This is a genomic window from Streptomyces sp. Tu6071 (assembly GCF_000213055.1).
Taxonomy (GTDB): Bacteria; Actinomycetota; Actinomycetes; order Streptomycetales; family Streptomycetaceae; genus Streptomyces; species Streptomyces evansiae.
On sequence record NZ_CM001165.1, the window covers coordinates 4,044,352 to 4,070,147 of the forward strand.

General features: G+C 70.2%; 17 protein-coding genes, 2 pseudogenes and 1 riboswitch. Of the genes and pseudogenes, 9 read left to right on the plus strand and 10 right to left on the minus strand.

Annotated elements, in window-relative coordinates; genetic code table 11:
• Positions 1-119 precede the first annotated feature (119 nt).
• Complete coding sequence (locus tag STTU_RS33175) at positions 120-326, minus strand: DUF2180 family protein (protein ID WP_007824955.1); 207 nt, start codon at positions 324-326, stop codon at positions 120-122.
• 120 nt (positions 327-446) lie between these two features.
• A riboswitch (Fluoride riboswitch) is annotated at positions 447-524 on the minus strand.
• 273 nt (positions 525-797) lie between these two features.
• Here STTU_RS33175 and STTU_RS16805 point away from each other — a divergent pair.
• From STTU_RS16805 to STTU_RS16825, 5 genes are all read left to right on the plus strand, one after another.
• On the plus strand, positions 798-1,094 hold the full coding sequence (locus STTU_RS16805; RefSeq protein WP_007824959.1) for a hypothetical protein: 297 nt from the start codon (positions 798-800) through the stop codon (positions 1,092-1,094).
• Between the two features lie 251 nt (positions 1,095-1,345).
• Entirely contained in the window at positions 1,346-3,571 is a 2,226-nt protein-coding gene (locus tag STTU_RS16810) for a hypothetical protein (protein WP_007824961.1), read from the plus strand.
• The gene (locus STTU_RS16815) at positions 3,568-8,649 is read left to right on the plus strand and encodes a DNA repair ATPase (protein ID WP_043255447.1); all 5,082 of its coding nucleotides are present in this window, start codon (positions 3,568-3,570) and stop codon (positions 8,647-8,649) included. The genes STTU_RS16810 and STTU_RS16815 overlap by 4 nt, the downstream gene beginning before the upstream one ends.
• 147 nt (positions 8,650-8,796) lie before the next feature.
• The gene (locus tag STTU_RS16820) at positions 8,797-9,567 is read left to right on the plus strand and encodes a polysaccharide deacetylase family protein (RefSeq protein ID WP_007824976.1); all 771 of its coding nucleotides are present in this window, start codon (positions 8,797-8,799) and stop codon (positions 9,565-9,567) included.
• 7 nt (positions 9,568-9,574) lie between these two features.
• Positions 9,575-10,084 (plus strand): hypothetical protein, encoded by a 510-nt coding sequence (locus STTU_RS16825; protein WP_007824977.1) that lies wholly within the window; start codon positions 9,575-9,577, stop codon positions 10,082-10,084.
• Between the two features lie 39 nt (positions 10,085-10,123).
• Here STTU_RS16825 and STTU_RS16830 read toward each other — a convergent pair whose 3' ends face one another.
• Positions 10,124-10,963 carry a PIG-L family deacetylase gene (locus STTU_RS16830; RefSeq protein ID WP_043255449.1) on the minus strand — a complete coding sequence of 280 codons (840 nt, stop codon included), beginning with the start codon at positions 10,961-10,963 and terminating at the stop codon, positions 10,124-10,126.
• 411 nt (positions 10,964-11,374) lie between these two features.
• On the opposite strand from STTU_RS16830, the gene STTU_RS16835 reads away from it, so the two are divergent.
• Entirely contained in the window at positions 11,375-12,133 is a 759-nt protein-coding gene (locus STTU_RS16835; protein WP_078518992.1) for a glyoxalase, read from the plus strand.
• Positions 12,134-12,674: 541 nt separating this feature from the next.
• Here STTU_RS16835 and STTU_RS36085 read toward each other — a convergent pair.
• The 4 genes and pseudogenes from STTU_RS36085 to STTU_RS34270 all read right to left on the minus strand — a co-directional run.
• A pseudogene (locus STTU_RS36085) lies at positions 12,675-12,746 on the minus strand (DNA-binding protein); the annotation flags it as partial.
• 454 nt (positions 12,747-13,200) lie between these two features.
• Positions 13,201-14,055, minus strand: coding sequence for an LLM class flavin-dependent oxidoreductase (locus STTU_RS16840; protein WP_043255451.1), 855 nt, complete (start codon positions 14,053-14,055; stop codon positions 13,201-13,203).
• Positions 14,056-14,222: 167 nt separating this feature from the next.
• A complete protein-coding gene (locus STTU_RS16845) occupies positions 14,223-14,996 on the minus strand; it encodes an SDR family NAD(P)-dependent oxidoreductase (protein ID WP_007824985.1) in 774 nt (257 codons plus the stop codon).
• Positions 14,997-15,304: 308 nt separating this feature from the next.
• Entirely contained in the window at positions 15,305-15,997 is a 693-nt protein-coding gene (locus tag STTU_RS34270; RefSeq protein ID WP_043255453.1) for a hemerythrin domain-containing protein, read from the minus strand.
• Between the two features lie 102 nt (positions 15,998-16,099).
• Here STTU_RS34270 and STTU_RS16855 point away from each other — a divergent pair, with 102 nt between their 5' ends.
• The 3 genes from STTU_RS16855 to STTU_RS16865 all read left to right on the plus strand — a co-directional run bounded on the left by STTU_RS16855 (position 16,100) and on the right by STTU_RS16865 (position 22,033).
• The gene (locus STTU_RS16855; RefSeq protein WP_199785026.1) at positions 16,100-18,784 is read left to right on the plus strand and encodes an AfsR/SARP family transcriptional regulator; all 2,685 of its coding nucleotides are present in this window, start codon (positions 16,100-16,102) and stop codon (positions 18,782-18,784) included.
• Between the two features lie 1,418 nt (positions 18,785-20,202).
• The gene (locus tag STTU_RS16860) at positions 20,203-20,874 is read left to right on the plus strand and encodes a hypothetical protein (protein WP_043255455.1); all 672 of its coding nucleotides are present in this window, start codon (positions 20,203-20,205) and stop codon (positions 20,872-20,874) included.
• Positions 20,843-22,033, plus strand: coding sequence for an XRE family transcriptional regulator (locus STTU_RS16865; protein WP_078518993.1), 1,191 nt, complete (start codon positions 20,843-20,845; stop codon positions 22,031-22,033). The genes STTU_RS16860 and STTU_RS16865 overlap by 32 nt, the downstream gene beginning before the upstream one ends.
• Before the next feature lie 156 nt (positions 22,034-22,189).
• Here STTU_RS16865 and STTU_RS32255 read toward each other — a convergent pair.
• The 4 genes and pseudogenes from STTU_RS32255 to STTU_RS34680 all read right to left on the minus strand — a co-directional run bounded on the left by STTU_RS32255 (position 22,190) and on the right by STTU_RS34680 (position 25,785).
• Positions 22,190-22,926 (minus strand): annotated as a pseudogene (locus STTU_RS32255) (transposase family protein).
• Between the two features lie 142 nt (positions 22,927-23,068).
• On the minus strand, positions 23,069-23,944 hold the full coding sequence (locus tag STTU_RS16875; RefSeq protein WP_052862378.1) for an HNH endonuclease: 876 nt from the start codon (positions 23,942-23,944) through the stop codon (positions 23,069-23,071).
• Positions 23,944-25,437 (minus strand): AAA family ATPase, encoded by a 1,494-nt coding sequence (locus STTU_RS16880; protein ID WP_007824993.1) that lies wholly within the window; start codon positions 25,435-25,437, stop codon positions 23,944-23,946. The genes STTU_RS16875 and STTU_RS16880 overlap by 1 nt, the downstream gene beginning before the upstream one ends.
• Positions 25,438-25,500: 63 nt before the next feature.
• On the minus strand, positions 25,501-25,785 hold the full coding sequence (locus STTU_RS34680) for a hypothetical protein (RefSeq protein ID WP_158678797.1): 285 nt from the start codon (positions 25,783-25,785) through the stop codon (positions 25,501-25,503).
• Between the last annotated feature and the right edge of the window lie 11 nt (positions 25,786-25,796).

A 25,796-nucleotide genomic window follows, 5' to 3' on the forward strand; every position in this document is an offset into this window, starting at 1 on the left:
CCCAGCCCACCGCGCGGGCGCGGCCACGGCGAGCGGGGAGGGGCCGGGCGGGTGGGGGCCCGCGGTGGGGGCGCGGAGCGGTGGGGGTGAGCGGGTCCGGCGGTCGGCTGCCCCGCGGTTCAGGAGTTCTCCGCCGCCCGGCAGGTGTCGCAGGTGATCCGGCGGGCCGTCACCGCCCGTACGACGCCACCGGTTCCGCCCGCCCGCCGCAGCAGCGTCGTACCGGTCCGGGCATGAGCGGAGCACAACGCGGCCCCGCATCGTCGGCACACGGCGACGGCGGGGGTCGTGTCGTGGCCGACGGCATCGCATTCGTAACAGTGCATGGGAGGTCCCCTTCGGAGGTCACGCGTGGACGGAGGCGGAAGCGGCGCGCTCCGGGGGACCTCGGGAGGGGGTGGCGTTGCTCCGCATACGGCGCTCCTCGGGCACGGCAATCCGACAACTGGGTGTCAGAAGCCATCAGCCCGGGAGGGCGGTTCGGGCCGTAAGGGGCCCCGGCGGGATTCATCGCCTGTGGCGAGCAGTCAACTCCTGCCGTGGGCGGCGGTCAAGCAGCGCGCCGCGCGGGAGCCGTGCTTCCGGGCACTCATCGCGCCCGGGGGATGTTTCACGTGAAACATCGCTCCTCTCCCGTACCGGATGTTTCACGTGAAACATGCGCCCGCCCCACCTCCACCCCGGCACCGACCTCCCGTCGAACATTGCCGGAACCGGGCAGTGCGCCGGGAGCGTGGAGGAGTGCAGGATCGGGGGAGCGGCCCGGCGCCAGGGCCGTGGAACGGGGGTGGGTGACCGTGGGGGGTCGGAAGCCGTGGGCGCGGTTCGCGGGGGACGAGGGGCCCTCGCTGCGAGAGTTCGTCGGCGCGCTGTGCGTCATCCGTACGGGCTGGGTCGATGTCCGCTTCGGGCAGGCCGAGGTCCGCGCGGCGGACGGGTCCACCGCGCTGGTGCAGGTACGGCAGTACGAGGGTGAGGAGTTGGCGCTCGGGAGCACCGGGCTGCTCTACGCCTACGAGGAGGACCAGGGGTTCTTCTGGGTCACGCCCTTCGACCCCGGCCTCGACCCCGCCCCTCCTGAACCGGGCCGCTGACACACGCCCCCACCGTCCGAGGCGACGCGGGGCCCGCCCGAGCGCGTACGCGCACAAGACCGCCGACGCGGCCCGGCCGCGTACCGCCGGGCACGCACCACCGTCCGCGCACCACCCCGCCAAGCACCACCCCGCCACGTCCCGCCCAGCATTCCGCGCCCCACCGCGCGCCCGCCACGCCACCCCACACCCCATTCCTCCGCATACCCGCGCATTGGCGCACTGATTCGTTCCCGACCGGGGGGTCACTCGTGAATCTGCTTCTGGGGGTCGGAATTCCGGCCGTCGTCCTGCTTCTCCTGCTCGCCGTGGGCCTGTTGCTCGTGAGCAAGCTCTTCCGGAAGGTCGAGCAGGGGCGGGCGCTCATCGTCTCCAAGTACCGCAAGGTCAGCGTCACGTTCACCGGGCAGGTCGTGCTGCCGGTGTTCCACAAGGCCGAGGTCATGGACATCTCGGTGAAGACGATCGAGATCTCCCGCACCGGCGCGGACGGCCTGATCTGTCGTGACAACATCCGTGCGGACATCCGCATCTCGTTCTTCGTGCGGGTCAACAAGACCGTCGAGGACGTCATCAAGGTCGCGCAGGCGATCGGCACGGCGCGCGCCAGCGACCGGGGCACGCTCCAGGAGCTGTTCAACGCCAAGTTCTCCGAGGCGCTCAAGACGGTCGGCAAGCAGCTCGACTTCACCGACCTCTACACGATGCGCGAGGAGCTGCGGGACCGCATCATCCAGGTCATCGGCACCGACCTCAACGGCTACAGCCTGGAGGACGCGGCGATCGACTACCTGGAGCAGACCCCGCTCGCCCAGCTCGACCCCGCGAACGTCCTCGACGCGCAGGGCATCCGCAAGATCACCGAGCTGACGGCCGTCGAGCACGTGCGCACCAACGAGTTCCAGCGCACGGAGGAGAAGGAGATCACGCGCCAGAACGTCGACGCGCGCGAGGCGATCCTGGAGCTGGAGCGCCGCCAGTCGGAGGCGGAGAGCAAGCAGAAGCGCGAGATCGAGACGGTGCGGGCGCGCGAGGACGCCGAGACGGCCCGGGTCGTCGAGGAGGAACGGCTGCGCGCGCAGGCCGCGTTCCTGCGGACGGAGGAGCAGCTCGGCGTCCAGCGCGAGAACCAGGCGCGGGAGATCGCGGTGGCGCAGAAGAACCGCGAGCGAGTCATCGCGATCGAGAACGAGCGCATCGAGAAGGACCGCCTCCTGGAGGTCATCGGCCGCGACCGCGAGACCGAGCTGACCCGGATCGCCGCCGAGAAGGAGGTCGAGGGCGAGCGTCGCGCGATCGCCGAGGTCATCCGCGAGCGTGTCGCCGTGGACCGCACCGTCGCCGAGCAGGAGGAGGCGATCAAGCGCCTCCGCGCGGTCGAGGAGGCCGAGCGGCTGCGGCAGTCGGCGGTCATCGCGGCGGAGGCGGAGGCGCAGGAGCGACTGGTCAAGGACATCAAGGCCGCCGAGGCGGCGGAGCAGGCCGCCGTGCACCGCGCGGCCGAGCAGCTCACGCTCGCGGAGGCGCGCGACAAGGCGGCCTCGCTCGACGCGCAGGCGAAGGTGCGGCTCGCGGAGGGCGTGCAGGCCGAGGCGGCGGCCGAGGGGCTCGCGGCGGTGAGGGTACGGGAGCAGGAGGCGGCCGTCACCGAGAAGGCCGGGCTCGCCGAGGCCCGCGCGACGGAGGCACGGCTGCGCGCCGAGGCGGCGGGCGCCCGCGAACTCGCCCTCGCCGAGGCCGAGGGCACGCGCGAGAAGGCCCTCGCCGAGGCGGCGGGCGCGCAGGAGAAGGCGAGCGCGGAGGCCGCGGCCGTCGAGAAGAAGCTCAAGGCCGAGGCGGCGGGCCTCACCGACAAGGCGGCGGCGATGGCGGCGCTCGACGAGGCTTCGCGCGGCCACGAGGAGTACCGGCTCCGCCTGGAGGCCGAGAAGGACATCCGCCTCGCGGGCCTGGAGGCACAGCGCCACGTCGCCGAGTCGCAGGCCACCGTCCTCGCGACGGGACTGGAGCACGCGAACGTCAGCATCGTCGGCGGCGAGGACGTGTTCTTCGACCGCCTCGTGCGCTCGGTCTCGCTCGGCAAGGGTCTCGACGGCTTCGTGCAGGGCTCGGAGACGGCCCAGGCGCTCGCGGGCCCGTGGCTCGACGGCACGGCCTCCTTCACCGACGACCTGACCCGCGTCCTCGGCGCGGTCTCGACGGGCGACATCAAGAACCTGACGGTCTCGGCGCTGCTCGCCCGGCTCATGGCGGGCGGCGGCGACCCGCGACTCGCCGAACTGGCCGCGACCGTCCAGCGCCTGGGCCTGGGCGACCTGCCGCTCGCGGGCCTGCTCGGCGGAGCCGACGGCGGTACGGGGACGCTCGGCGGCGGTACGGGCCCGCTCGGCGGCGGTACGGGGACGCCCGCGCCGCCCGCCCAAGGTGCCCCCGCCTCCGCCCTCAACGGCGCCCCCGCCCCCGGGAGCCCCGCGTGACCTCCGCCCCCGGAGCGGCCCTCGTCGCCGACCACTCCCGCCTCCGCGCGCGCACCGATGTCCTCGCCACCCGGCTCGCCGCGCTCGACGCGGCCCGCCGCGAGGCGTTCGGCGGGACCGACGTCGTCCCGGACCGGCACGGCGAGATCGGCGTGCCGCGCCCCGCGCACCCCGGCGACCTGCTCGCCGTCGCCCCCGGCACGCTGCTCCTCGGGCAGGTGCCCGGCCCCGGGACCGTACGCGGGGAGCCCGAGGTCGGCGACGTCCTGCGCCTGTACGACGGCAAGCTGCGCCCGCTCGCCGAGGACGCCGTGCCCGGTCTGCTCGGCGACCCCGCGTTCCGGCGGGAGTTCGCCGCGCTGCACCGCTACTTCCGGCGCGCCGCGCTCGTCCGCCTGCGCCGGGTCCCCGGCAGGCTCCTGGCCGTGTTCCGCACGGGCGAGCGCGAGGGCGACCTCAAGGTCCTGCGCTGGGAGGACACCGGCGACGGCACGTACCGGTTCCTCGACGCGGCGGGCGAGCGTGAGCACGCGGCGGCCGGGCGGTACGACGTCGACTGGCACGAGGCGGACCGCGCGGACCACGTCCCCGGCCGGAACCCGCACGTGCGCCTCGCGGGCGGCGCGCTCTACGTCTCGACCGTGGGCGGACGCCTCACCGTCAAGACGGAGAACGACACCGAGACCAAGGACGTCCTGCACGAGGAGCCCGTCGACGAGCCGTTCCAGTCCCTCGGCGACGCGGAGTTCGCGCACGCGGAGGCCGGGGCGCTCCTCCTGCTCCGCGTGCGCCCGTACAAGGAGGAGCCCCGCTACTTCGTCTTCCACCCGCTGACCCGCCGCGTCACGAGGCTCGACGCGCTGGGCCGCTCGTTCCGGCGGCTCCCGGGCGGTGAGGGCCTCGTCTACCCCGGCGGATACGTGCTCGCGACCGGCGAGGTCCGCCGCTTCGACCTCACCGGGCGCGAGGAGGACGGGCCCCGCTTCGAGCAGGAGGTCGCCTCCCCGGACGGCGAGCAGGTCCTCTACGTCTTCCGGGCGACGGAGGGCGGCCCGGCCCTCCTCCTGCCGTACCACCGGGTCCGCAAGGAGGTCGCGACACCGCTCACGACCCACGGCCACGCGCTGCTCGACGACGGCACGCTGTACGCGCTCGAAGCGCCGGGCACCGAGGCCACGACCGCGCACGCGGTCCGCGCCTGGCGCACCCCGTTCGAGGCCCGCGCGCGCGAGGCGGAGGCGGCGGGGCCCCTGGCCCGCATCGGCGCGGCGGCGCTCGTCCGCGGCATCGCGGACTGCCTGGACGCGGTACGCCTCGCGCGGGCGGCGACGGGGGACGCGGGGGCGGGGGACGCGGCGGCCGGGGACGCGGCGAGGGGAGGCGCGGGGACGGGGGACGCGGCGACGGGGAACGCCCGGACCGGGGCCGGAGGCGCCACCGAAGCCGGAGCCTCCACCCCCGACAGCCCCACCGGAGCCGGAGCCGAAGCCGAAGCCGGAGCCGAAGCCGGGACCCCAGCCCCCGACAGCCCCACCGAAGCCCCCACCCCCTTCGCCGACGCCACCACCGAGCCCGCCCACCAGGCCCTCCTCACCGCCTGCGACCGCGCGCTCGACCGTCACCCCTGGCTCGCCGCCGACGACCTGCCCGTCGATCTGCGGACCCCGCTGCGCGAGGTGGGCGACGCGGCGCGGCGGACGCTGGAGTCGTACGCGACCGTGCGGGCGCTCGCCGCCGAGTCGGCCGCCGAGGTCGCGCGCGCCGCCGAGGAGGTGCGGGGCCTGCTGCGCCGCGTCGCGGGCGAGCCGGCGTCCGGCGTCTTCACCTGGGTCGAGCGCCTCACGGAACTGCGCCGCGCGCAGGGCGCGGTCCTCGCGCTCGCCGGGCTGCGCCACGTCGACACGGCGGCCGTCGACGCGCTCGCCGCCGAGACCGGGCAGGGCCTCGACACGACGGCCCGCCGCGCTCTCGCCGCCCTGGAGGACACGGCCGCCTTCACGGCCCAGGAGGAACAGCTCGCGGCCTACGAGGCCGAGGCCCAAGCCCTCGAACAAGCTTCGGCCGCGACGGAGTTGACGGCACGCGTCGACGACCTCGCCGCCGGGCTCCGTACCCTCACCGAGACCCTGACCTCGCTCGACGGCACCGAGGCCACCGCCCGTACCCGCGTCCTGCACCGCGTGACCGGCCTCCTCGGCGGCCTCAACCGCGCCCGCGCGCTCGCCGCCGGACGCGCCGAAGAGCTCGGCGAGGCGGAGCAACAGGACGCTTTCGCCGCCGAGTTCGCTCTCTTCGGGCAGGCCGTGACGGGCGCGCTCGCCGCCGCGCACACCCCCGAGGACTGCGAGAGCGGGCTCACCGCGCTGCTCGCGCGCCTCGAAGGGCTGGAGGCCAGGTTCGCCGGGCAGGACGCCTTCCTCGCCACGCTCACCGAGAAGCGCGCCGAGGTGAGCGACGCCTTCGCCGGGCGCGGCCAGAGCCTGCGCGACGCCCGCGCCCGCCGCGCCGAACGCCTCGCCGACTCGGCCCGCTCCCTCCTCGCCACGGTCGCGCGGCGTGCCGCCGACGCGCGCGAACCGGCGGCGCTCGCCGCGTACTTCGCCTCGGACCCGATGCCGCTCAAGGTGCGGGACGTCGTGCGGAACCTGCGCGCACTCGGCGACTCCGTACGGGCCGACGAACTGGAGGCCCGGCTCGCCGCCGTCCAGGAGGAGGCGCGCCGCGCCCTGCGCGACCGCGGCGACCTGTACGAGGACGACGGCGCGACCGTCCGCCTCGGCCGCCACCGCTTCGCCGTCACCCGCGAGACCCCCGTCCTCACCCTCGTCCCCGCCCCGGAAGGCGACGGCCTCGTCCTCGCCCTCACCGGAACCGACCACCGCACCCCTGTCACGGACCCCGTCCTCACCTCCCAACCGGACTTCTGGTCACAGGAGTTGCCGAGCGAGAACGCCGACGTCTACCGCGCCGAGCACCTCGCCGCACGCCTCTTCGCCGCACACGGCCCGGCGTCCCTCGCCGCACGGACCACCGAGGAGCGCGCCGCACTCGTGCGCGAGGAGGCCGCCGCCGCGTACGACGAGGGTCACGAGCCGGGCGTGCACGACCACGACGCCGCCCTCCTCCTCGAAGCCCTCCTCGAACTCGCCCTGTCCGCAGGGCTCTTGTGCCACTCGGCCGCCGATCGCGCCGCCGCGCGCCTGTACTGGACCCACGGCCCCGAGGATCGCGACGCGCTCGCCCGCGCCTGCGTGTCCCTGACCCGCGCCCGCGACACCTTCGGCGTCGAGCCCGGCGCCCTCACCGCACTCCGCGCCCGCCTCGCCGCGCACGCGGGAAGCGGCGTGTGGGGAGACGGCCTGAGCGAGGAGGCCGCCGCGTACCTGATCGAACAACTCGCGTCAGATAGTGAGGACTTCGTGGTGGGCCCGGGGGCGCGCTCCCTCCTCGCGGGCTTCCGCGCGCACGTTGGCACGCCCCCGTACGCCGAGGAGGCGCGCGAGCGCCTGGCGGCGGACGACCCCGAGGGCGCGGCTGCCCTCGTCCGCGGGTGGCTGGAGGCGTACGTACGGGGCGCGACGGCTCGCGAGGCGGGCCCGGAGACGGACGGGGACCTCGCCGAGGCGGTCGCGCTGGAGCTGTGCGCGGGGCGGGCGCACGACGTCAGCGCCCCCGACGCGCTCCAGTCCGTCAAGGTCACCGGCCTCCTCGGCACCCACCCGCGCCTGACCCCCGCCCCCGCCGGAGGCCGCGAACTCACCCTCCGCATCGACGAGTTCCTTCCGCGCACCCACGCCTTCCGCACCACGACGGCACCCGCCTTCCGCGCCTACCAGCGCCACCGCACCCGCTACCTCGCCGAGGCCCGCGCGGCACTCGGCCTCGACGGCTACGTGCCGCGCGTGGCGGGCTCGTTCGTACGGGGGCGGCTCGTCGACGAGGTGTACCTGCCGCTCGTCGGCGACAACCTCGCCAAGCAGCTCGGCACCGCGGGCGCGGGCCGCCGCACCGACCGCGGCGGCCTCCTCCTGCTCCTCTCGCCGCCCGGCTACGGCAAGACGACCCTCACCGGCTGGGTCGCCGCCCGCCTCGGCCTGCTCCACGTCCGCGTCGACGGCCCCGCGCTCGGCGGCGCCACCACGTCGCTCGACCCGGACCGCGCCCCCGACGAGGGCGCCCGCCGCGAACTGGAGAAGCTGCGCTTCGCGCTCACGGCGGGCAACAACGTGCTGCTCCACATCGACGACATCCAGCACCTCTCGCCGCGCCTGCTCCAGCAGTTCATCCCGCTGTGCGACACGAGCCGCACGCTCGACGGGCACGACCTGCGCGGCAAGCGCTTCGCGGTCGTCATGACCGGCAACCCGTACACGGAGTCCGGCGAGTCCTTCCACGTCCCCGACATGCTCGCGAGCCGCGCGGACGTGTGGAACCTCGGCGACGTCCTGCGGGGCAAGGAGGACGCCTTCGCGCTCAGCTTCCTGGAGAACGCCCTCACCGCCCACCCCTCCCTCGCCCCGCTCGCCTCGCGCGCGCCCGCGGACATCCCCGCGCTGCTCGCGGACACGGCGACGGAACACGCCTACGGACCGGCCGAACGCGCCGAGATCCGGGCCGTGCTGGGCCACCTCGCCCATGCCCGCACGACACTCCTGCGGGTCAACGCCGCGTACATCGCCTCGGCGGCCCGCACCGGAGCGGCCCGCACCGAGCCGCGTTTCCAGCTCCAGGGCTCCTACCGCGACATGAACAAGATCGCCGCCCGCGTCACCTCCGGCACGACCCCCGAGGAGCTGGAATCCCTCCTCACCGACCACTACCGCGCGGAGGCCCAGACCCTCGGCCCGCACGCGGAGGCGTCCCTCCTCAAACTGGCCCACCTGCGCGGGGACCCGACCCCGGAGGAACGCGCGCGCTGGCAGGCCCTGTGCGAGGCGGAGCGCAGGACGAGCGCGCTCGCGGGGACGGGCGACGACCCGGTGGGACGAGCGGTGGCGCTCCTCGCCGACCGCCTCGCGGACCGGCTCGCGGGCGTCGAGCGGGCGATCGCGGCGGTGCGGGAGGAGAACCGTGCGTGAGTGGGCCCGCGTCCCCGTCCCCTCCCGTATGTCGCCACCCCCTCGCAGCTTTGTCCGCGATCGGTAACCGGGGTATCTCCGCAGGCCAGACGTATGACTAGATGGAGGCACGGCAACGGCGGCGACACCGAGGGGCGGGCAGCGGAGATGGCACGGCACAGGGAAAAGGGCGGGCGCGGCAAGTACGTCGCGGCGGCACTCGGCGTCTCGGCGCTCGTCGCGGTGACCTCGCTGTGGACCGCGCAGGCCGACACCCTCGCGGGCCCGGCACCGCGCCCGAGCGCGTCCGCGACCCACGCCGCCAAGCCCGAGAAGGTCGCGATCGGCATCGCGCACGCCTCGGACAAGGGCGCCCGCGGCGTCAACATCACGATCGACGACGGCCCCGACCCCACCTGGACCCCGCAGGTCCTCGCGGTGCTCAAGCAGTACGGGGTCAAGGCGACGTTCTGCATGGTCGGCACCCAGGCCCGGATGTACCCGGACCTCGTCAAGCAGGTCGTGGCGGACGGCCACCGCCTCTGCGACCACACGATCTCGCACGACACCGCCATGGACCACAAGTCCGAGGCATACCAGGCCAAGGAGATCCTCGACGCCGAACGGATGATCACCGAGGCGTCCGGCGGCGTCCGCCCCCAGTACTACCGGGCCCCGGGCGGCGCCTTCACCCCGTACAGCCGCAACCTCGCCGCGTCCCACGGCATGCGCCCCCTGGGCTGGAACGTCGACACGAAGGACTTCGAGCACCCCGGCGTCGCGGCCATCGTCTCGACGGTCAGGAACGAACTCCCCAACGGCCCGACGATCCTCTTCCACGACGCGGGCGGCGACCGCGCCGAGACCCTGGCAGCGCTCCGCCAGGTCCTCCCCTGGCTGAAGCAGCAGGGGTACGCCTTCGGCTTCCCGGTCCGGTGAGACACGCGTGACCACGGAGATCTGGGCCTCGGCGCTGTCCCTGACGGGCGTCGCGCTCGGCGCCGGCCTGACGGCGCTCTCCCAGCGCGCCACGCAGCGCTCCGCGGAGCGGACCGAGGAACGCCGCCTGCGCGCGGCCACGAGCGAGTCCCGCCGGGCCGAACGCCTCCAGTCCGTCAAGGACTTCCTCGCCCGCGCCCAGGAAGCCGAACGCGCCGCCTACAGCCGCCCGGACTCCTGGGGCGAGGACGCGGACTGGCGGCAGCGGGCCGGGGACACCATGACGGCCCTGTGGATCGCCGAACGCCACATGACCCTCCTGTGCCCCCCGGCCCTGGACGCCTCCGCCCGCACCTACGCCCGCGCCCTCAACCAGGCCGTGTGGCGCGAGATCGGCGACACCGAGGTCAACGAGCACCTGGAGGCCGCCAAGACGGCCTTCATGGCGACGGCCCGCGCGATCCTCTCGCCGCCCGCGGACCCCGAACGCGACCGGCGGGACCCCGGGGAGCGGTGAGAGCGGCGAGGGACGGTCACCTCCGCGCGTACGGGCCGGTCAGCGCAGCCCCGCGAAGAGGTCGTCCTCAGGGAGGTCCGCGCCCGTGGCGTCCTGGACCCGTACGAACGTCTCCGTGCCCATCAGCTCCCGGAACCGGTCCTTGCCCATCCGGAGGAAGAAGATGTTCTCGCCCTGGCTCGCGTGCGCGGCGAGGGCGTCGAACTTCTGGTCACTGAAGGCGGCGGTGTCCACCCACGTGGTGATCTCCTCGTCCGGGAGGCCGATCTCGGCCATCGCGGCCAGCTCCTCGGGGTCCGGCTCCGGCATGTCGGGCTGGAACTCGCGCATGGTCTCGCCGAACTGCCGCATCGCGGACCGGGGCGTCGTCGTCCAGTACACCTTCGGCGCCAGGCCGCTCAGCTCCACCGCCGCCATGGTGATGCGGTGGGCCTGGATGTGGTCGGGGTGCCCGTAGAAGCCGTTCTCGTCGTAGGTGACGACGACATCGGGCTCGTACCGCCGCATGAGCTCCGCGAGCCGCGCGGCACCCTCCGCGACGGGCGTCTGCCAGAAGGCGTCGGCCACGTCGTTGCTCGGCCACCCCATCATCCCGGAGTCGCCGTAGCCGAGCATCTCCAGGTCGCTGATCTTCAGCACCTCGCAACTCGCTTCGAGCTCCTCGCGCCGCATCGCGGCCACGGCCGCCCCGTCGTGCCCGTCGTCCCCCGGCTTCACACCCCCCGGCCCGTCCCCGCACCGCCCGTCGGTACACGTCACGAGCACGGTCCGCACCCCCTCCGCCGCATACCGCGCGAGCACCCCACCGGTCCCGGTGGCCTCGTCATCGGGATGGGCGTGCACAGCCATGAGGGTCAGGCCCCGGTCGTCGCCAGTCATGAAAAGTCCTTCCGCACCACTACGTCTCGTCCCGCACAAACCACTGCGTCTCGTCCCGCACACACGGCACGCCTCCCGATCCTTACAGACGGGAGGCCGAGCCGGGTGGGGGCCGGGCGGCGGCGGGCCCCGCGGGGCAGATCACCGGCCGCGCCCGTACACCGGTGCGGCAGGTCCCGGGCGGTGCGGTCCGGAGGAGAGGGAGCGTCCCCCCCCCGTGGCACGTGGAGGCGTCGGTCTTCGGCCGCATCTGGATGTGCGCAACGGACGGCCGCCGTATGCGCGACCGACCTTCCAGGGCCCCCGACGGCCCGCAGGAGGAAGGGCAGCGAAGAGTTCCATAGGCGCCCGAATCGGTTTTGCGGCAGCCTTGGAGGCCGGGCGGGACGGGAATCGGGAAGGACGGCGAAGGTGACGGAGGCGATGGTGCGGGCGAACGAGACCACGGTGCCGGTGCTGCCGTGCGCGTCGGTGGAGGAGACGCTGGAGTTCTACCAGGCGCTCGGATTCGGCGTCGCCTACAAGCAGACGCGGCCCTACCTCTACCTGGCGCTGGAGTGGAGCGGTGTCGCGCTGCACTTCGGGACGCCGCCGAAGAACATCGACCCGAGCAGGGAGGACGCGGGCGCCTGCCTGGTCATGGTGGACGAAGTCGCGCCCTACCACGCGGAATTCACCCGGGCCCTGCGCGCCGCCTATGGCAAGGTCCTGGCCAAGGGCAGGCCGCGCATCACCCGGTTCCGGCCGGGGGCGAGCCGGTTCACCGTCGTGGACCCCTCGGGGAACTCCCTCATCTTCATCCAGCGCGACGAGCCCGCGGAGCTGGAGTACGGCGGCTCGAAGAGCCTTACGGGCCTGGCCAAGGTCCTCGACAACGCCCGCGTCTTCAGCGAGTTCAAGAACGACGACCGCACGGCCCTGCGGATCCTCATTACGGGCCTGCGCAAGTACGGGAGCACCGCCCCGCCCCTCGACGTAGCCCGGACCCTGGCCACCCTGATCGAACTCGCCACCGCCCTGGACGACCCCGAGGGTGTCGACGACTGGCGCCGCCGCCTCACCGCCCTCCCCCTCACCGCCACCGAACGCCACCAGGTCACCAAGACCCTCCGCACCCCCGAGACGCTCCACCTCCCGCCCACTGCCACACCCCCGCATCCCCAGGACTGACCCGCCGCTGGAGCACGCGCAGCGTCCCTCCCGAGAGACCCGGCCCCCGCCGAAACCCCGGCAGGCGCCGACCACGGATCGACAACCTGAACAACGCGGAGGCGTCCCCTCGAACCGATCCCGCAACCGCACAAGCCGACCGGCTTGCGCGCCACCCCACGACACAGACATCTCCGACCGAGAGCCCCGCCAACGATGAAGGCCCAAGTCACCGACTCGGGCCTTACACGACGGAGCGAGGCAACGAAAACCGAACTCGTGCTCTGAACTTGGGAATCAGTGGTGCTTGGACTACTGCAGGTGCTCTGAACTGCACTTTTCCTTGGACGGGGTGGTTGGCTATGGTCCATGGGAGTCGCATCTGACCGCTGTTGTCCGCTCTGCTGGGCACGGATGGGGCACGAGGGCTGGCGGTGCGACGGGCCCAGTGATGTGTGTGCTCCGGGTGGGCTGGTGGCTCAGAGAGGTAAGGCGCGGACTTGGCTGTCGCAGGGTGACCTCGGCGACTGTGGCGAGCTCGTGCACACGCAGTCCGATGACTCTCGCGGCCTTGGGCGATCCAGGCGGAGAGCCCTTCGGAGTCTAGGACGGCTGTCTCGACGCGCTCGCTCACGAGGCGTCCGCGTCCTCGGAGGTGCCGGCGGAGCCGAAGCGCGTCCCTCGGCGAACTCCTCGTCGCTGAAGGGGCCGTGCTTCGCCTCATGACGGCGGAGACCGTCGCCCAGGAGGTGGTGCCGGAGCTGGCGGGCCAGTGCTTCCGCCACGTAGCCCACGCAGCCGGAAACGTTGTCCGTGAGAAACCCGAACACTTCCTGGCCTACACAGCGATCGCCACCAGCCTCTGCACCGGCCTCTGGGCTGCTCCGATTTCGGTGAAGCCCCTGATGCCAGGGTTACGATCCTGGCGAAGGAGAATCAGTCCTCCGGTCCGCAGGAGTCAAGCCCACCGGACTCCAGGAAATGCAGAGCGGTTCAGGCGCCCTTTGAGTCGTCCGATCCCGGGTGCGACGAGTGTGGTGATTGCGCCTTTAGCCACGTCGTGGATCACATGAACCCCAGTGAACGTGTCAGAGGACGATATCGGCGACGCGCAGGATCTCGTCGATGTCGTCGCTGGTCGGATTGAGGATCAGTTCGTCTGCTCCGATCGCCTCGAACTCGCTGACGGTTTTCCTGATCACGTCCGCTCCTCCGCTCACCGCGGATGCGATGAAATCAGCGGTATCTGCTCCTGCGGTGGAGTAGTAGTCGTAGACGTTCGCCCGGCCAGCCTCGATATCCGCGACCGCGTAATAGGCGATAGCCACCAAATGCGGAGAGCCCTCACGTCCGGCTTCCGTCCACGCTGTACGCACGCCGTCGAAGGCACCGGCGATCATGTGTGCCGGGACCGACGCACCGATATAGCCACGGCCGGAGCGTGCCACGCGGTGATACGAAGCCTGGACCATGCCGCCGAAGAGCAAAGGCACCTCACGGCTGCCCTGGGGCACCAGCGGATTGTCGCAGCCGGCGGGAGCCTCGCCCCGCCACACGCTCTTATATGTCTCGATATCACGGTCGAGCCGCTTGCCCGTTCCGCGAGGGCCCAGACCCTCCACTACGAAATCGTCGGGCCGCCCTCCAAGGCCGATACCGAGGGTGAATCGGCCGCCCGAAACACCGTCGATACTCTGCGCCTCCTTTGCCAGCAGGTGAGCAGGCCACACCGGGCCGAGGAGGACGTTGCTGATGAGCCCGATCCTGCTGGTGGCACCTGCCGCCGCTGCAAGCGCGACGGTGTCCATCACTCCTGGGTAGGCGACACGACCCACACTGCCCAGGGAGGCGAACCCCGATTCTTCGGCGCGCCGCGCCCACTCTGGAATGACGTCCGCTCTCATATCGCGTATCTGATTGGGGATTCCGATACCAATTTTCATGGGTTGTGTTCTTTCTGTGAATGGTCAGGGTGTCGGATGGTCTTGTGCTCACTGCCGGGATCGCGCTTGCGGAGCGTGCTGTTCATTCGGTGATTCGGGGGTGTTGAGCGGTGTGAGAAGCCTGGCGGCCGACTTGAGGAGAGAACGGGGGCACGCCGTGTCCGGTCCTATGGATGCCCGCCGTCGACGGACAGGTCGATCCCGTTGGCCAGCCGGTTCTCCAGCAGGAAGCGGCAGGCGTCGACGATGTCGGCCATGCGGCCGAGCTCGCCGGTCAGCGTCTCCGACCGGAACTGGGCCAGAGTGTCGGCCAGTTCCGCCCGGCCCTGCCAGAAGGGGCTGTCGCCGATCGGTCCGGGGTGGATCGCGTTCACCCGGACCGGCGCCAGTTCGATGCTCAGCGTCCGCACCATCCCGGTCACGGCGGCGTTGACGGCCGTCAGGGTCGTCGAGCCGGGGTACGGGTAGTCCTTGGCGCCGCCGCCGAACAGCAGCACTGCCGCGTTCGGCGCCAGGCGTTCGGCCAGAGCGGCTATGACGGCCGTGTACCCGACGACCTTTGTCACGGCCAACTGGCGCGCCGTCGTTATGTCGAAGCCGGCCAGACTATTGCGGTCGCGGACCATACCGACCAGGACGAGCCGATCGACCTGGTCGACCGGAGTGAGCGCCGCGGCTACGGTCTCCGGGCGGCTGAGGTCGAGCGCCAGACCGGTGACCACGCCCAGACGAGGCGGGCCACCGTCATTGGCGACGGCCGGTTGATGCCCGGCTACCGTCGCGGCGGTCTCCACGACCTCGGCGGTCAGTTCTGCGGCTACGGTCTCGGCCCGCTTGGCCTCGCGCCCGGTGACGACGACGTTCGCGCCGTCGCGCAGGTAGGCGGCGGCCAGTTCCCGGCCGGTGCCCTGTGTGGCGCCGATGATGAGGACGTTAACCAACTCGTGTCCAACCTTCCCTTGGGGGGATGAGGGGCGATGGGCCTTGGCTGCCGAGTGCATGGGCAGGGCACTACGTGAATTGCGAGAAGCCGGGCTGGTCGTCCTCTCTGAAGCCGTGTTCAACCGAGTTTCGGTGCACGGGCCGGACAGGGCAGGCTCGGGCGGGGCTTCCCGTACCCCGCCGGCCCCTGGCCGGGGCGAGCCGGCCAGGCTCGGCAGGCTCCTCCTGCGGACAAGCGGATCGAGAACAGGGAGGCGCGGTGCTCTGCGGGAATGCGGGCCCGCGCCGGATCCGCTGTCGTCATCGATCAGCTGGTGCCGAGGTCTGCGTCCCGGCTCGCGGAAACCAGGCGCTCATGGTGGTTCCGATAAAGACGGGTCCCGAGCGGGCGGCCGGCATGCCAGACGACAGCGGGAACGGCGGCGCGCAGCAGCTGGGCCTGCACCTCGCTCGCCCCGTGCAGGGCCATGCCCAGCATCAGCAGGCGCTGCGAGAAACGCACTTTGCCCAGGGACGCCTCGACCGTCGTCTTCCACTCGCGTTCGGTGAGGTGGCGATCGATGAGCGGCAGAATACGCTGCTCCTCCAGCGCCAGATGCTCATACAGCCCCGGCAGCAGACGCTCCGCGACGGCGGCGACGGCATCCCGGTCGGACACGTCGGCGGTGGCCTGCCAGCGCCGGCCGTTCGCGGCGAGCGCCTTCAAGTCCTCGTCTATGGCAGTGTGCTGCTGATTCATCGCCTCGATGACGGGCCCGACGTCATCGGAGCAGCGCTCCCGCAGCCGGGGCCACACATGGTCGTCCTCGCTGGTGTGATGGGCATGCAGGAAGTCGACCATCATCAGTACGTGGCCGGCGACGACGTCAGCGCCCCGCGCGTCACCGGCCGGCACACCCACGATCAGCGCGGGCAGAGCGCCGAACTCTCTCCGCATGGCGTCGTGCGCGCCGATCATGTCGCGGCTGTCAGCCATCTTCTCGTTCTTATCGGTGTGCATGAAAGAAGTTTTGAGACCGCACCTTTCAAACCGCATACAGCACGCATACCGCGGAGTCCTCACCACGTTGCCGCCGTCGGTGCCATGGGCTTACATGGTGCGGTGCTGACGTTCGCGGTGCTGGGTCCGTTCGAAGTCCGTGCGGGTGATCATTCGGTCCACGTCGGGGGCCGAATGTCCCGCAGGCTACTGGCGATTCTGGTCGCTGGGGAAGGCCGACCGGTCTCGGAGGACAGCCTGGCGGAAAGGCTGTGGGGGGACCACCAGCCACGCAACCCGGCGGGCGCCTTGCAGGTGTACGTCTCGCGGCTCCGCCGGGTGCTGCCGGGCACGGCGTTGCAGCGCTCCGCCGGCGGCTACCGGCTCGTTCCCGTCGGCACCGACGTCGAACAGTTCCGTGGCCACCTCGTCCGCGCTCATGCGCTGGTGGCCGACGACCGCCAGGCCGAGGCGCACGAGGCTTTCGAGGCGGCGCTGGGGTTGTGGCGCGGGACACCCTACGAGGACCTGGGCGACGACGAGTCGACGGTGGCGATCCGTGCCGCTTTGCTGGAACAGCGTGACAGCGCCCAGGAGGAGGCCGCCGCGTCACTACTGGCCTCCGGTAACCACGCCGGTTCCGTGGCCAGGCTCGAACCGCTGGTGCACGCGGCGCCGTACCGCGAACGTCGTTGGCAACTGCTTGCGCTGGCGCTCTACCGTTGCGGACGCCAAGCTGACGCGCTCAACGCGGTGCGCCGCGTGCGAACCCTGCTGGCCGAGGAACTGGGTATCGACCCGGGACCGGTGTTGCGGCAGCTCGAAAGTCGCATCCTGTCCCAGGACCCGGCCCTGGCGGCCACCGGTTCCCCGGCAGTGAAGCCCAATGACCGGCAGCTGTCGTCGTTCGTCGGACGCGACGCCGATCTGGCCCTGCTGAGCCGTCTCGTCGGCCTGCACCGGCTCGTCACCGTCGTGGGGCCCGCCGGATCGGGCAAGACCCGTCTGGCCGTGGAATGGGCGGGGCGGGACGCAGTCGTCCGGCTCGCCGATGTAGCCGACCCCGCCCACCTGGTTTCAGCGGTCGCCGCGGCGACCGGCGTCACCGGGTGCACCGGGGACCTGTACGAGGCACTCATCAAGCGGCTGCGCCTGTACGGGAAACTTCTGGTACTCGATAACTGCGAGCACCTCGGCGGCGAGGTGGCCCAGGTCGTCGTCGACCTGCTCGACCGGATCCCCACGTTGCGTGTGGTGGCCACCAGCCGCAGCCCGCTCGGCGTCGACGGCGAGCACAGTCTGCCGCTCGGGCCGCTGGCTGCCAGCGACGCCGTGACGTTACTGGCCGATCGCATTCGCGCGGGCCGTCCCGGCTGGACCGAGCAGGACGCCGACCGCAAGGATCTGGGCCGCCTCGCCAACGCGCTGGACCGTCTGCCGCTGGCCCTGGAGCTGGCGGCGGCGCGGGTGCGGACCTTCGGCGTACGGGGGCTGATCGCGAACCTGGACGACCGTTTCACCGTGCTGGGCAGGATCCCGCACAGCAAGATGACCCCCCACGCGACGTTGCAGGAAGCTGTCGCGTGGAGTTTCGACCTCCTGTCCGGCGAGGAGCACGACCTCGCGGTGCGGCTCTGGCCTTACGAGGGCGGCTTCCCCTTGGAGGCCGCGGGCTCCGCCGGTGATCTTGGCGCACTCGTCTCGCTGGTCGACCAGTCCGTGGTCACCGCCGAGACCGGCGGCAGCACGGCGCGCTACTGGATGCTGGAGACGATCCGGGCGTACGGCCGGTTGGTGGACGGAGATCCGGCGGCGACCCGGGCTGCTCATGCCCTCTGGGTCCGCAAGCTGGTCGCCCAAGCCGAGGGCGACCTGCAGGGCGTACGGTCCGCCACCACGATGGCGGCGCTGCGTCTGGAATTGCCGAACCTGCGCGCCGGGCTCGCTCACGACCTGACGTATGCCCCGGTTGAGGCATTGCGTACGGCCGCGCGGCTCATGTGGTTCTGGATCCGCAGCGGCCTGCTTGCCGAGGGCAACCGGACGCTGAGCGCGGCCCTTGCCGCGGCGCCGGACGCGCCACTCGGCGACATCGTGCGTGCCAAGACCTCCTCGGCTGCCCTGTCCTACTTCACCGGCGACGTCACCACCGCGCGCCACACGCTGTCCGAGGCGAACTTGGCGGTGGCCTCGGAACCGAGGTATCGAAGCTTGCTCGCCGAGGTCCGCTACTACCAGGCGCTGGTCCAGTTGCCGGGAGGCGACCCGGTGGTCGCGCTGGCCGCGTCGGCCGAGGCGCACGTCATCGCCACCGAAACGCAGACCACCTGGCTTGTCGCGGCGACCGCGATGGCGTGGGGCGCCGCCCTCGTCATGGCCGGCCGGACCGTCGAAGGCCGAGACCGGTTGCGGGCCGCGGTGCAACTCGCCGACGGCTCCGGGCTCGTCTGGACGGCCGCGCTCAGCGAGCTGATGCTGGCCCAGACCCTGGTCGACGCGAAGGGCAGCGAAGCGTTGCCCCTGCTGCGGTCCTCACTGCAACGCTTCCTCGTCGAAGGAGACCTGAGTAATCAGCTGGCCGTGCTGCACAACGGGGCCCTGGTCCTGGACGCCGCCGACGACGCGGCCGGCGCCGCGCTGCTTCGCGGCATCGTCCATTTTCACCAGGCACACAGCGACATCCGACCGGCTGGCACCTTTCTGCAGTCGACCGTGCCGCAGGGCTGGTACGAGGGCCCGCCGCCCTCCCAGCCGGCAGCGCTCAACGACGCCCTCGCCGTCCTGAGCGCCTCGGTGCGCGCTGTCTGACCGGTGTCACCCGGGTATATAGGTGCTCGGCCAGGATCAGGCCGGAAGCGGTCCACGACCCGTAATACGTCGACACCCGTATCAGCTCAGGAGCTTCTCGATGCGCATTGGCATCGGAAGACCCAACCAGGTGGGGCGACGTCCGCGCCTCGGTGATTCCCCGCCTGCGAGCGGAGGAAACGGGCTTCTCCAGGCTGGGTATCACCGGCCGGTTCGCCTATCCGGGCGTGAGGGACACCGTCGGCCTGGCCGCTGCCGCCGGCCAGGGCGGCGTTCGGGCTGCTCGGCCAGGTGCTGCTGGCGATCATTTGGCCGGGGGTTCCGCTGGCCAAGGAAGCAGCTTCGATCCACCGGTAGACCGTGGGCCAGGCAGGGCCGAAGACCGGAGGGAGCTGCCGCCTGGTGCATCCCGAACGGGCGACGAAACGATCGCGACCAACGCCTCGCGGTCACGCGCCCGCCACCGGCCCCCACCCTGCGGACGTATCACCACTGTTGGAGCCACTACCCGCCGAAACGACCTCCATAACTCGCCCGGCGCCCACCGCTCCGCAAGGCTCGTCATGCTCAGATCGGATAGTGATCCTGCCAAAGGAAACGACGTCCAAGGGCGCGCGAATGGCACGCCGCCCCCTGAAGGTCTAGACAACGCTGGAGCCCCAGGTCGTTGACCTGGGGCTCCATATAAGAGCGGGTGACGAGAATCGAACTCGCGCTCTGAGCTTGGGAATCACCCGTACTTCGGGCTGTTTCACGCTCCTGAGCTGCGGCGACGGGCTACCGCGTCTGCCCCACAGATGTGGGATGACGCCGTTGTTGTCCGCTGTTTACCGCCCCTACTGGCACGATGTGGCACGCTCCTCGGGCGATGCGCGCGAAGGCGAGGCTGCTGCGAAACCCGCAAGCGGGAGCACCTTGGCGGGCGCAGTGCCTCTCGTCGGTCATGCAGGCGGGTACAACCGTGCGAGGGGAGGCCTGTCCTTGGCTGACACGCTTCACCGAGCAGGCGCCGTTCCTTCAGCATGCCCAAGTTCGCGCTTCGCCGCGCACTGATTCGGTGCTTTGTGGCCGGCGGCATAGTGGGAGTCTCTGGCCCTCATGGCCGGGTTTGGGCAGGGGGTGCGCCCCGGTCGGCACTGACTCGCACCCGTGATGAGCGGACACGGTGTCGCTCACCTGGCCGCCCGTCGTCGGCCACATCCCCCTCTGCGCTTCGTTCGTCGCCCGGACCGTCCGCCCGCCCGTGGCCTTCGGAGCTGTAGGGCTGGGCTCACGGTCAGGGCTGGCCTGTCGCTTTTGTGGCCGAAAGGCTGAGCGTGATCGGGTAGGTGTACCGAACGAAAGTTCGGCTATGACCTCGCGGTATCCGTGGGGTTGCCTGCTGGACCCTTAACTTTTCGCGTGATAATTTCACCCCCATGGATAACAGTGGTGTGGAACGGATCAAGCAGGCCATGACTGACCTGTGCGAGCCGCTGTACGACTGCTTCGCCCGTGCAGGCGTCGCCAAGATCCATTTTTGCCCCGATGAGTCCGAGCGGGATCACGTTCCTGACTTCTCGGGCCGCGACTACAGGTGGCTTCGCACCCATTACGTGCGTGCCCACGTGCACCACGAGCTGAGCAAGCGCAACGTAGACCCGTGGAGACTCTCGGGCAATCACCGGCGCAACGGCGAGCTCTGGCTCACGGACGGCGAGCTACGCGCGCGTGTCCTTCACGGTCCGTCCGGGGATATTCCTGCTGCGGGACGAAACCTTGCGCGGCGGGCGTTCTACCGGAACGTGCCCCTCGATCCGAGGCAGATGCGGTTTGGGCTGCAAGAGCCGATCTTTGGCCCGATGAACGACCGGCTGCTGATCCTGTGGGACCTGGACGCCGCCAACAGGGAGCCGACGCTGCGGGTTGTCCGCCCCATTGGCCCTAGCCTCTACGGTCGGAGTGTCCCCGTAGACGTGGACTTCGTGTTGCCCACCACTGCCGAGGAACTGGGCTCGATGGAGTTCTTTCCCTCGGACGAGGACATCAATTTGAACATCCCGAACGAGGAGGAGGGCAATGAATTCGGTGCTGGCGGCATCTCCCGGTGAACGCCTGCGCACGCTCAGAGAGCTGATGGGTCTCACGCAGGCCCAGGTCTCGTCGATGTCCGGAGTGGCATCGTCCTGGATCTCGGACGTTGAGAACGGTTATCGGGATCACGACGATGCCAAACTGCAACTCATCGCGAAGGCCACCGAGACGCCCATCAGGTTCTTCTACGTCCAGCCCATGGCAGTCCCATTGGACTCCCTACGGTTCAGGAAGCTCGCCTCCGCGAAGCGGACGGTGACAAAGCGAGTGCACGCCCTCTACAGCGAGAGCTACAGAGTCTCCGACGACTTGATCACAGCGGAGCGGTATCCAACACCTCCTCTGCCCTTTACGGGCGCCGACAAGGTCACCAGTGGGGAGATCGAAGAGCTAGCGGATCAGACTCGTATCACCCTCCGGCTTGCCCCGGACAAGCCGATTCCCCACCTAACACGAGCTCTCGAGCGAGGGGGTATCGCTGTTGCCCCTATGGTTCTGACCGACCAGTCCGGCGACGAACCCAGCAGCAACGATCACTTCGGTGTCTCCTACTGGAGTGGCCTCGGTGGCACAGCCTTGATCGGCTATTTTCCGGCCAGTGGTGACCGCGACCGGTTTACCCTCGCTCACGAGCTAGGGCACCTCGTTCTTCACACATTCCGGCCCCGGGCCAAGGACGCCGAGGCAGAGGCAAACCGCTTCGCATCGGCTCTACTCATGCCTCGGGAGCGGGCACAGGAGGATTTGTCACCGCGTATGACGCTGACGGAGTACGCGCGGATGAAGGCCACATGGGGTATCTCCATCCAGGCTCTGATTATGCGTGCGTCCGCTGTTGGCAGGATCGATGAGACGCGCAAGCGGTCCTTGTATGTTCAGCTTTCTCAACGCAATTGGCGAAAGCAGGAACCGGTTGAAGTCGGTCAAGAGAGTCCTCTTCTTTTGTGGACCCTCCTGGAACGGCGTTTCGGCCCTAAACCATACGTGCCCGGGGCAGATCACTTGGCGATTCCGCCAGCTGTACTCCGGTCGATCGCACCCACGCCGAAGGCGCCAGGCATTCGCAGGCCCGCGCGGTCACCGCAGCAGGACGACGCGACCGGTGAGTCGCGAGTGGTTCAGTTCGTGCGCCGCAGCGAGGGCCCGACCACTGGCCCTACTCGGCTAGCTCGCTGATGCGGGCGCCTAACCGTGCCAGTGGCGGGCCCGTGCGGGCTGGGTAGCAGGGTGGTGAAGGCGGCCTTTGGGCAGCCTTCAGCCCACCGTCCAGATAGGGCGGGGGTCGGGTGGCTGTCTCGGCGCGGCCACTGGCTGACGGACAATAAGCGGATTTCAGCTCTGCGTTGACCTGGCCGGATGAAGGGTGAGGACGGCCCGGACAAGGTTGGTGATCCGGTTGGTGCTGCATCGGATCTTGCGGAGGACTCGCCAGCCCTTCAGCGTGGCGACGGCATGTTCGCCGACGCAGCGGATCTTGGCGTGGGTTGTGCTGTGGCGGCGCTGCCGCCGCTTGAGTTCTGGCCGCGGATCGACCCCCGGATGTGTCGCCCCGCCGCCTGGCCCGCGCGGTCGGTCCAGGTCGTCAGCCCAGTGGTGCTCAGGGCCTCCACGATCCCGTGGGTGCGGGCGGCGGTCAGGTCGTGGGTGGTACCGGGCAACGCAGGCGAGGCCCACAGCAGTGTGCCGTGCGGGTCGGCGATGAGCTGCACGTTCATTCCATGGCGTTTGTGCTTCCCGGAGTAGTACGGGCGGTCGGGAGCGATCCGGTCGATCGGCAGGAGCGTTGCCGTCCAGGATCAGGAACGCCTTGCGTCGGGGCGAGGACGGACAGGACTTCGATCGCCTCGCGTATGTAGCGGTAGGCCGTGGCGGTGCCAATGCCGAACCCGGCGGCGAGCTGAGCGTAGGTATCGCCCTTGCGCAGATGGGCCAGGACCAGCAGTTTCTGGTGGTCTGGCGGCAGGCGCCCCCATCGCATGCCCTGCCATCGATGCCGCGAGCGCAGTTGGCCGGCCAGGAAGCACAAGGTGAAGCTGGACAGGTCCGATGCCGGAGCGGTAAATAAGCACGCGAAGCCTTTGAGGGATCCGGTTCTCTTGGTCGAAAACCCGTCTACCAGAGGCTCCTTGGCGCTGTCAGCCTAACGCCGGAGTAAGTCCGGCAGGTTGGAGCAGGCTCGTTCACTGCAGAGCGCCCGTGCCGCACCGGCCTTCAACCCGCAGCTATGTCCCGGAACCCGCCCTCGCAGTACCAGTGGCTGTTGGCGAGCGCGCGGTACAGGGCCGCCATCCAGTTGTTCCGCCGGGGCTTGCTGCGAAAGCGCATCAAGCTTGCGAGCTCGGCCCGGACGTCCCCCGCCCCACCGGCAAGGAACACCTCCTCCAGAGCCGCGCCGACAGTGACGAGTTCGTCGGCGCACTGCTTCGCGAAGAGCGAGTCCAGCTCGAAGGCATCGAAGTGGAACCGTACGCGGTCGGCGAGGTCCTCACCCCAGGTGTGGTGAGGGTCCACGAAGTAGCGGACCCGCCAATCGAGCGGCCCCGGGCCAGGTTGGACGAGGAGTTCGGCGCGCAGCCAGAGCTGGTCTTCGATGTCGTCGTAATAGGGGTGGAGGCTCTGCTCTCCCCCTGTGGCCGGGAAGCGATCGAGCTTGATGGTATTGCAGTCGGCGCAGACAGGGATGAGATTGTCGGGCACCACCGCTAAGAAGGGGTAGTGGGCTTTCGGAAGGTGATGGTCCACCTGCTTGATGCGGCCGATCCCGCACAACGGGCACTTGCCAGGAGCGTTCCTGATCCGGTCGTAGAGCGGGCGCCCGGGGTACTCCTTGTCCCGCAGCCGCCGATCGTAAAGCCCTATCAGCGCCGTGGTGTGATTCTTATCGGGCGGGTTCGGGCGGAACGCCCTGCGGTCCAGTGAGTGCAGCGCAGATGCGGTGCACGCCGCGGCGAAGGTCTCTGCCGCCTTGACTATGGACTCCTCGTATCCCGACAGAATCCTTCCCTGCTCCTTGCCGACCTTGGTGCTGGTGCAGAGCTGGAAGGCTTCACGGGCGGACTCCTGCACCGGGCGATTGATGTGCAGCATCAGTGCGTCCCGTCCCGGTGGCGGCGAGCGGCCACACGGGCCAGCCCACGGCCCTCTGCCCCCAGCGCGTTGTTGAAGGTGCCCAGAATGTCCTCGTAGGTGTACCCCTCCCTCGCGAACTGTTCGATGATGGCGTGGAATCCGGTGCGGGTGACTTCCAGACCAAAGATCTCCCGGGTGATGACCCCTACGTTCTCCCCGAACGTCTCGATTTCGGGGTGTTCCACCGCCACGTCGCTTCCCGCCCGGCGCAGCGCCCACACCGCGCGGCGCGGTGTCTCCTGGAGGACCACCGGCGAGTGCGTAGCAATGAGCGCGACCCCGTTGGCGTCCAGGAGCAGTGCGGACAGCACTCGGATGAAAGTCGACAGTAGCGGCGGGTGCAGGTGTGCCTCGGGTTCGTCGACCAGGACCAGGGTCCGCTCGGTGCAGTGCTCGACCAGTCTGGCCAGGGTGAGAAGGACGATCTTGTGCCCCGAACTCAACGGGGCGAAGAGGCTCTCCGCGTCGGGCCGTTCACCGTCGGGGGCTGCGAGGAGAGCGATTTGCTGGTCCTGGAAGATCGGGTCGGTCTCCTCCACACGCTCCAGAGCCTCACGCCAGCGCTGTTTGCGTACGGGGCCTTGGGACACGCAGGCGCTCGCGCTCTTGGCGAACTCCTCCCCGAGCTCGGATAGCTCTTTCAGGCTGCTTTCCCCGCGCTTCTTTAGGCCGACGTACTGGTAGCCGACATGCCGGGTCGGGGCGAGCGGCTCGTGGGCGTCGAAGGCGCTGAACCCGACAGAAACCAGGTTCGCGAACGGATACGCATAATTCCCCGCACGGTCGATGAGCCGACTTCCATCAATTGGATGAAGACGCGCGCCAAGCACTGTGCGGGCGAGCGTGTCCAGGAGGCGGGTCTTGCCGACACCGTTGCTGCCGATCAGTGCGTGCACGTTGGTCGGCGGCATGGCATCGGGGTCGACTTCAAGGCCCAGGCGGATCCACGACCGATCGGGCTCCGAGACGCGCTGGTGGTACTCAATGTCGAATTTGGAGCGTGTCGGCCCTCCGGTCGCGATGCGGTGGAACTGGCCGGTCACCGTCTCGGGTTCCGTGCCTCGCAAGAGCGAAATTGTCATCACCGCCTCTTCGGAAGCGACCTCGAAGAGGTGGGGATCGAACGCGGCATCCTTCAACGTCTTGAGGATGGACTCGCGCGTGCTGGAGTCGAACTCGTCACGTAACTGGGTGTAGTAGCTTTCGTCGACCCCCAGCGAGAAGTACCGGTCGGAGAGACGCTCGAACGTCGGCGGGAGGTCGACCCTGCCTGATTCCATCCCGTAGTAGGCAACCTTGCAGGTACCGATCTCGATCTGCCGTGAGCCGTTGAAACACCACAGTGTGAAACTGGTCTTGAACCCGAAGTCGTCCCACATGTCCTGAACAAGGAACGCACCCGGTGCCTTCATCGGGGGCACACGGCGCGGCTGTATCTGCGTGAAGAGCACCCGCGCACGCTACCCGGACCGGTCGCATCACGTCCGCCCGATACTTCTTCTCGCCCGGAGCAATCACCGAATCGCCTCGATACTCGGTGCATCGCGGGAGGGTTTGGTCATCCTCGTATCGTCAGCGGCCACGGCCAGGACCGGCAGGCCGAACATAGCCAGAGCGACGTGCTTGTGCCCGGCGATCCAGCTGCGGGCCTGGTAGCGATGCAGGCTGGCCTGGCGCTTTGCGACCTGGCGCATCACCGTCGGGCAGGCGAGGAACGTCGTCGCCAGTACCGTCTCTGCACCTGCACCTGCACCTGCACCTGCAAGCCATGCATCAGCGTGAGGTTGGAAAATGCTCAATGGCGGTTCAG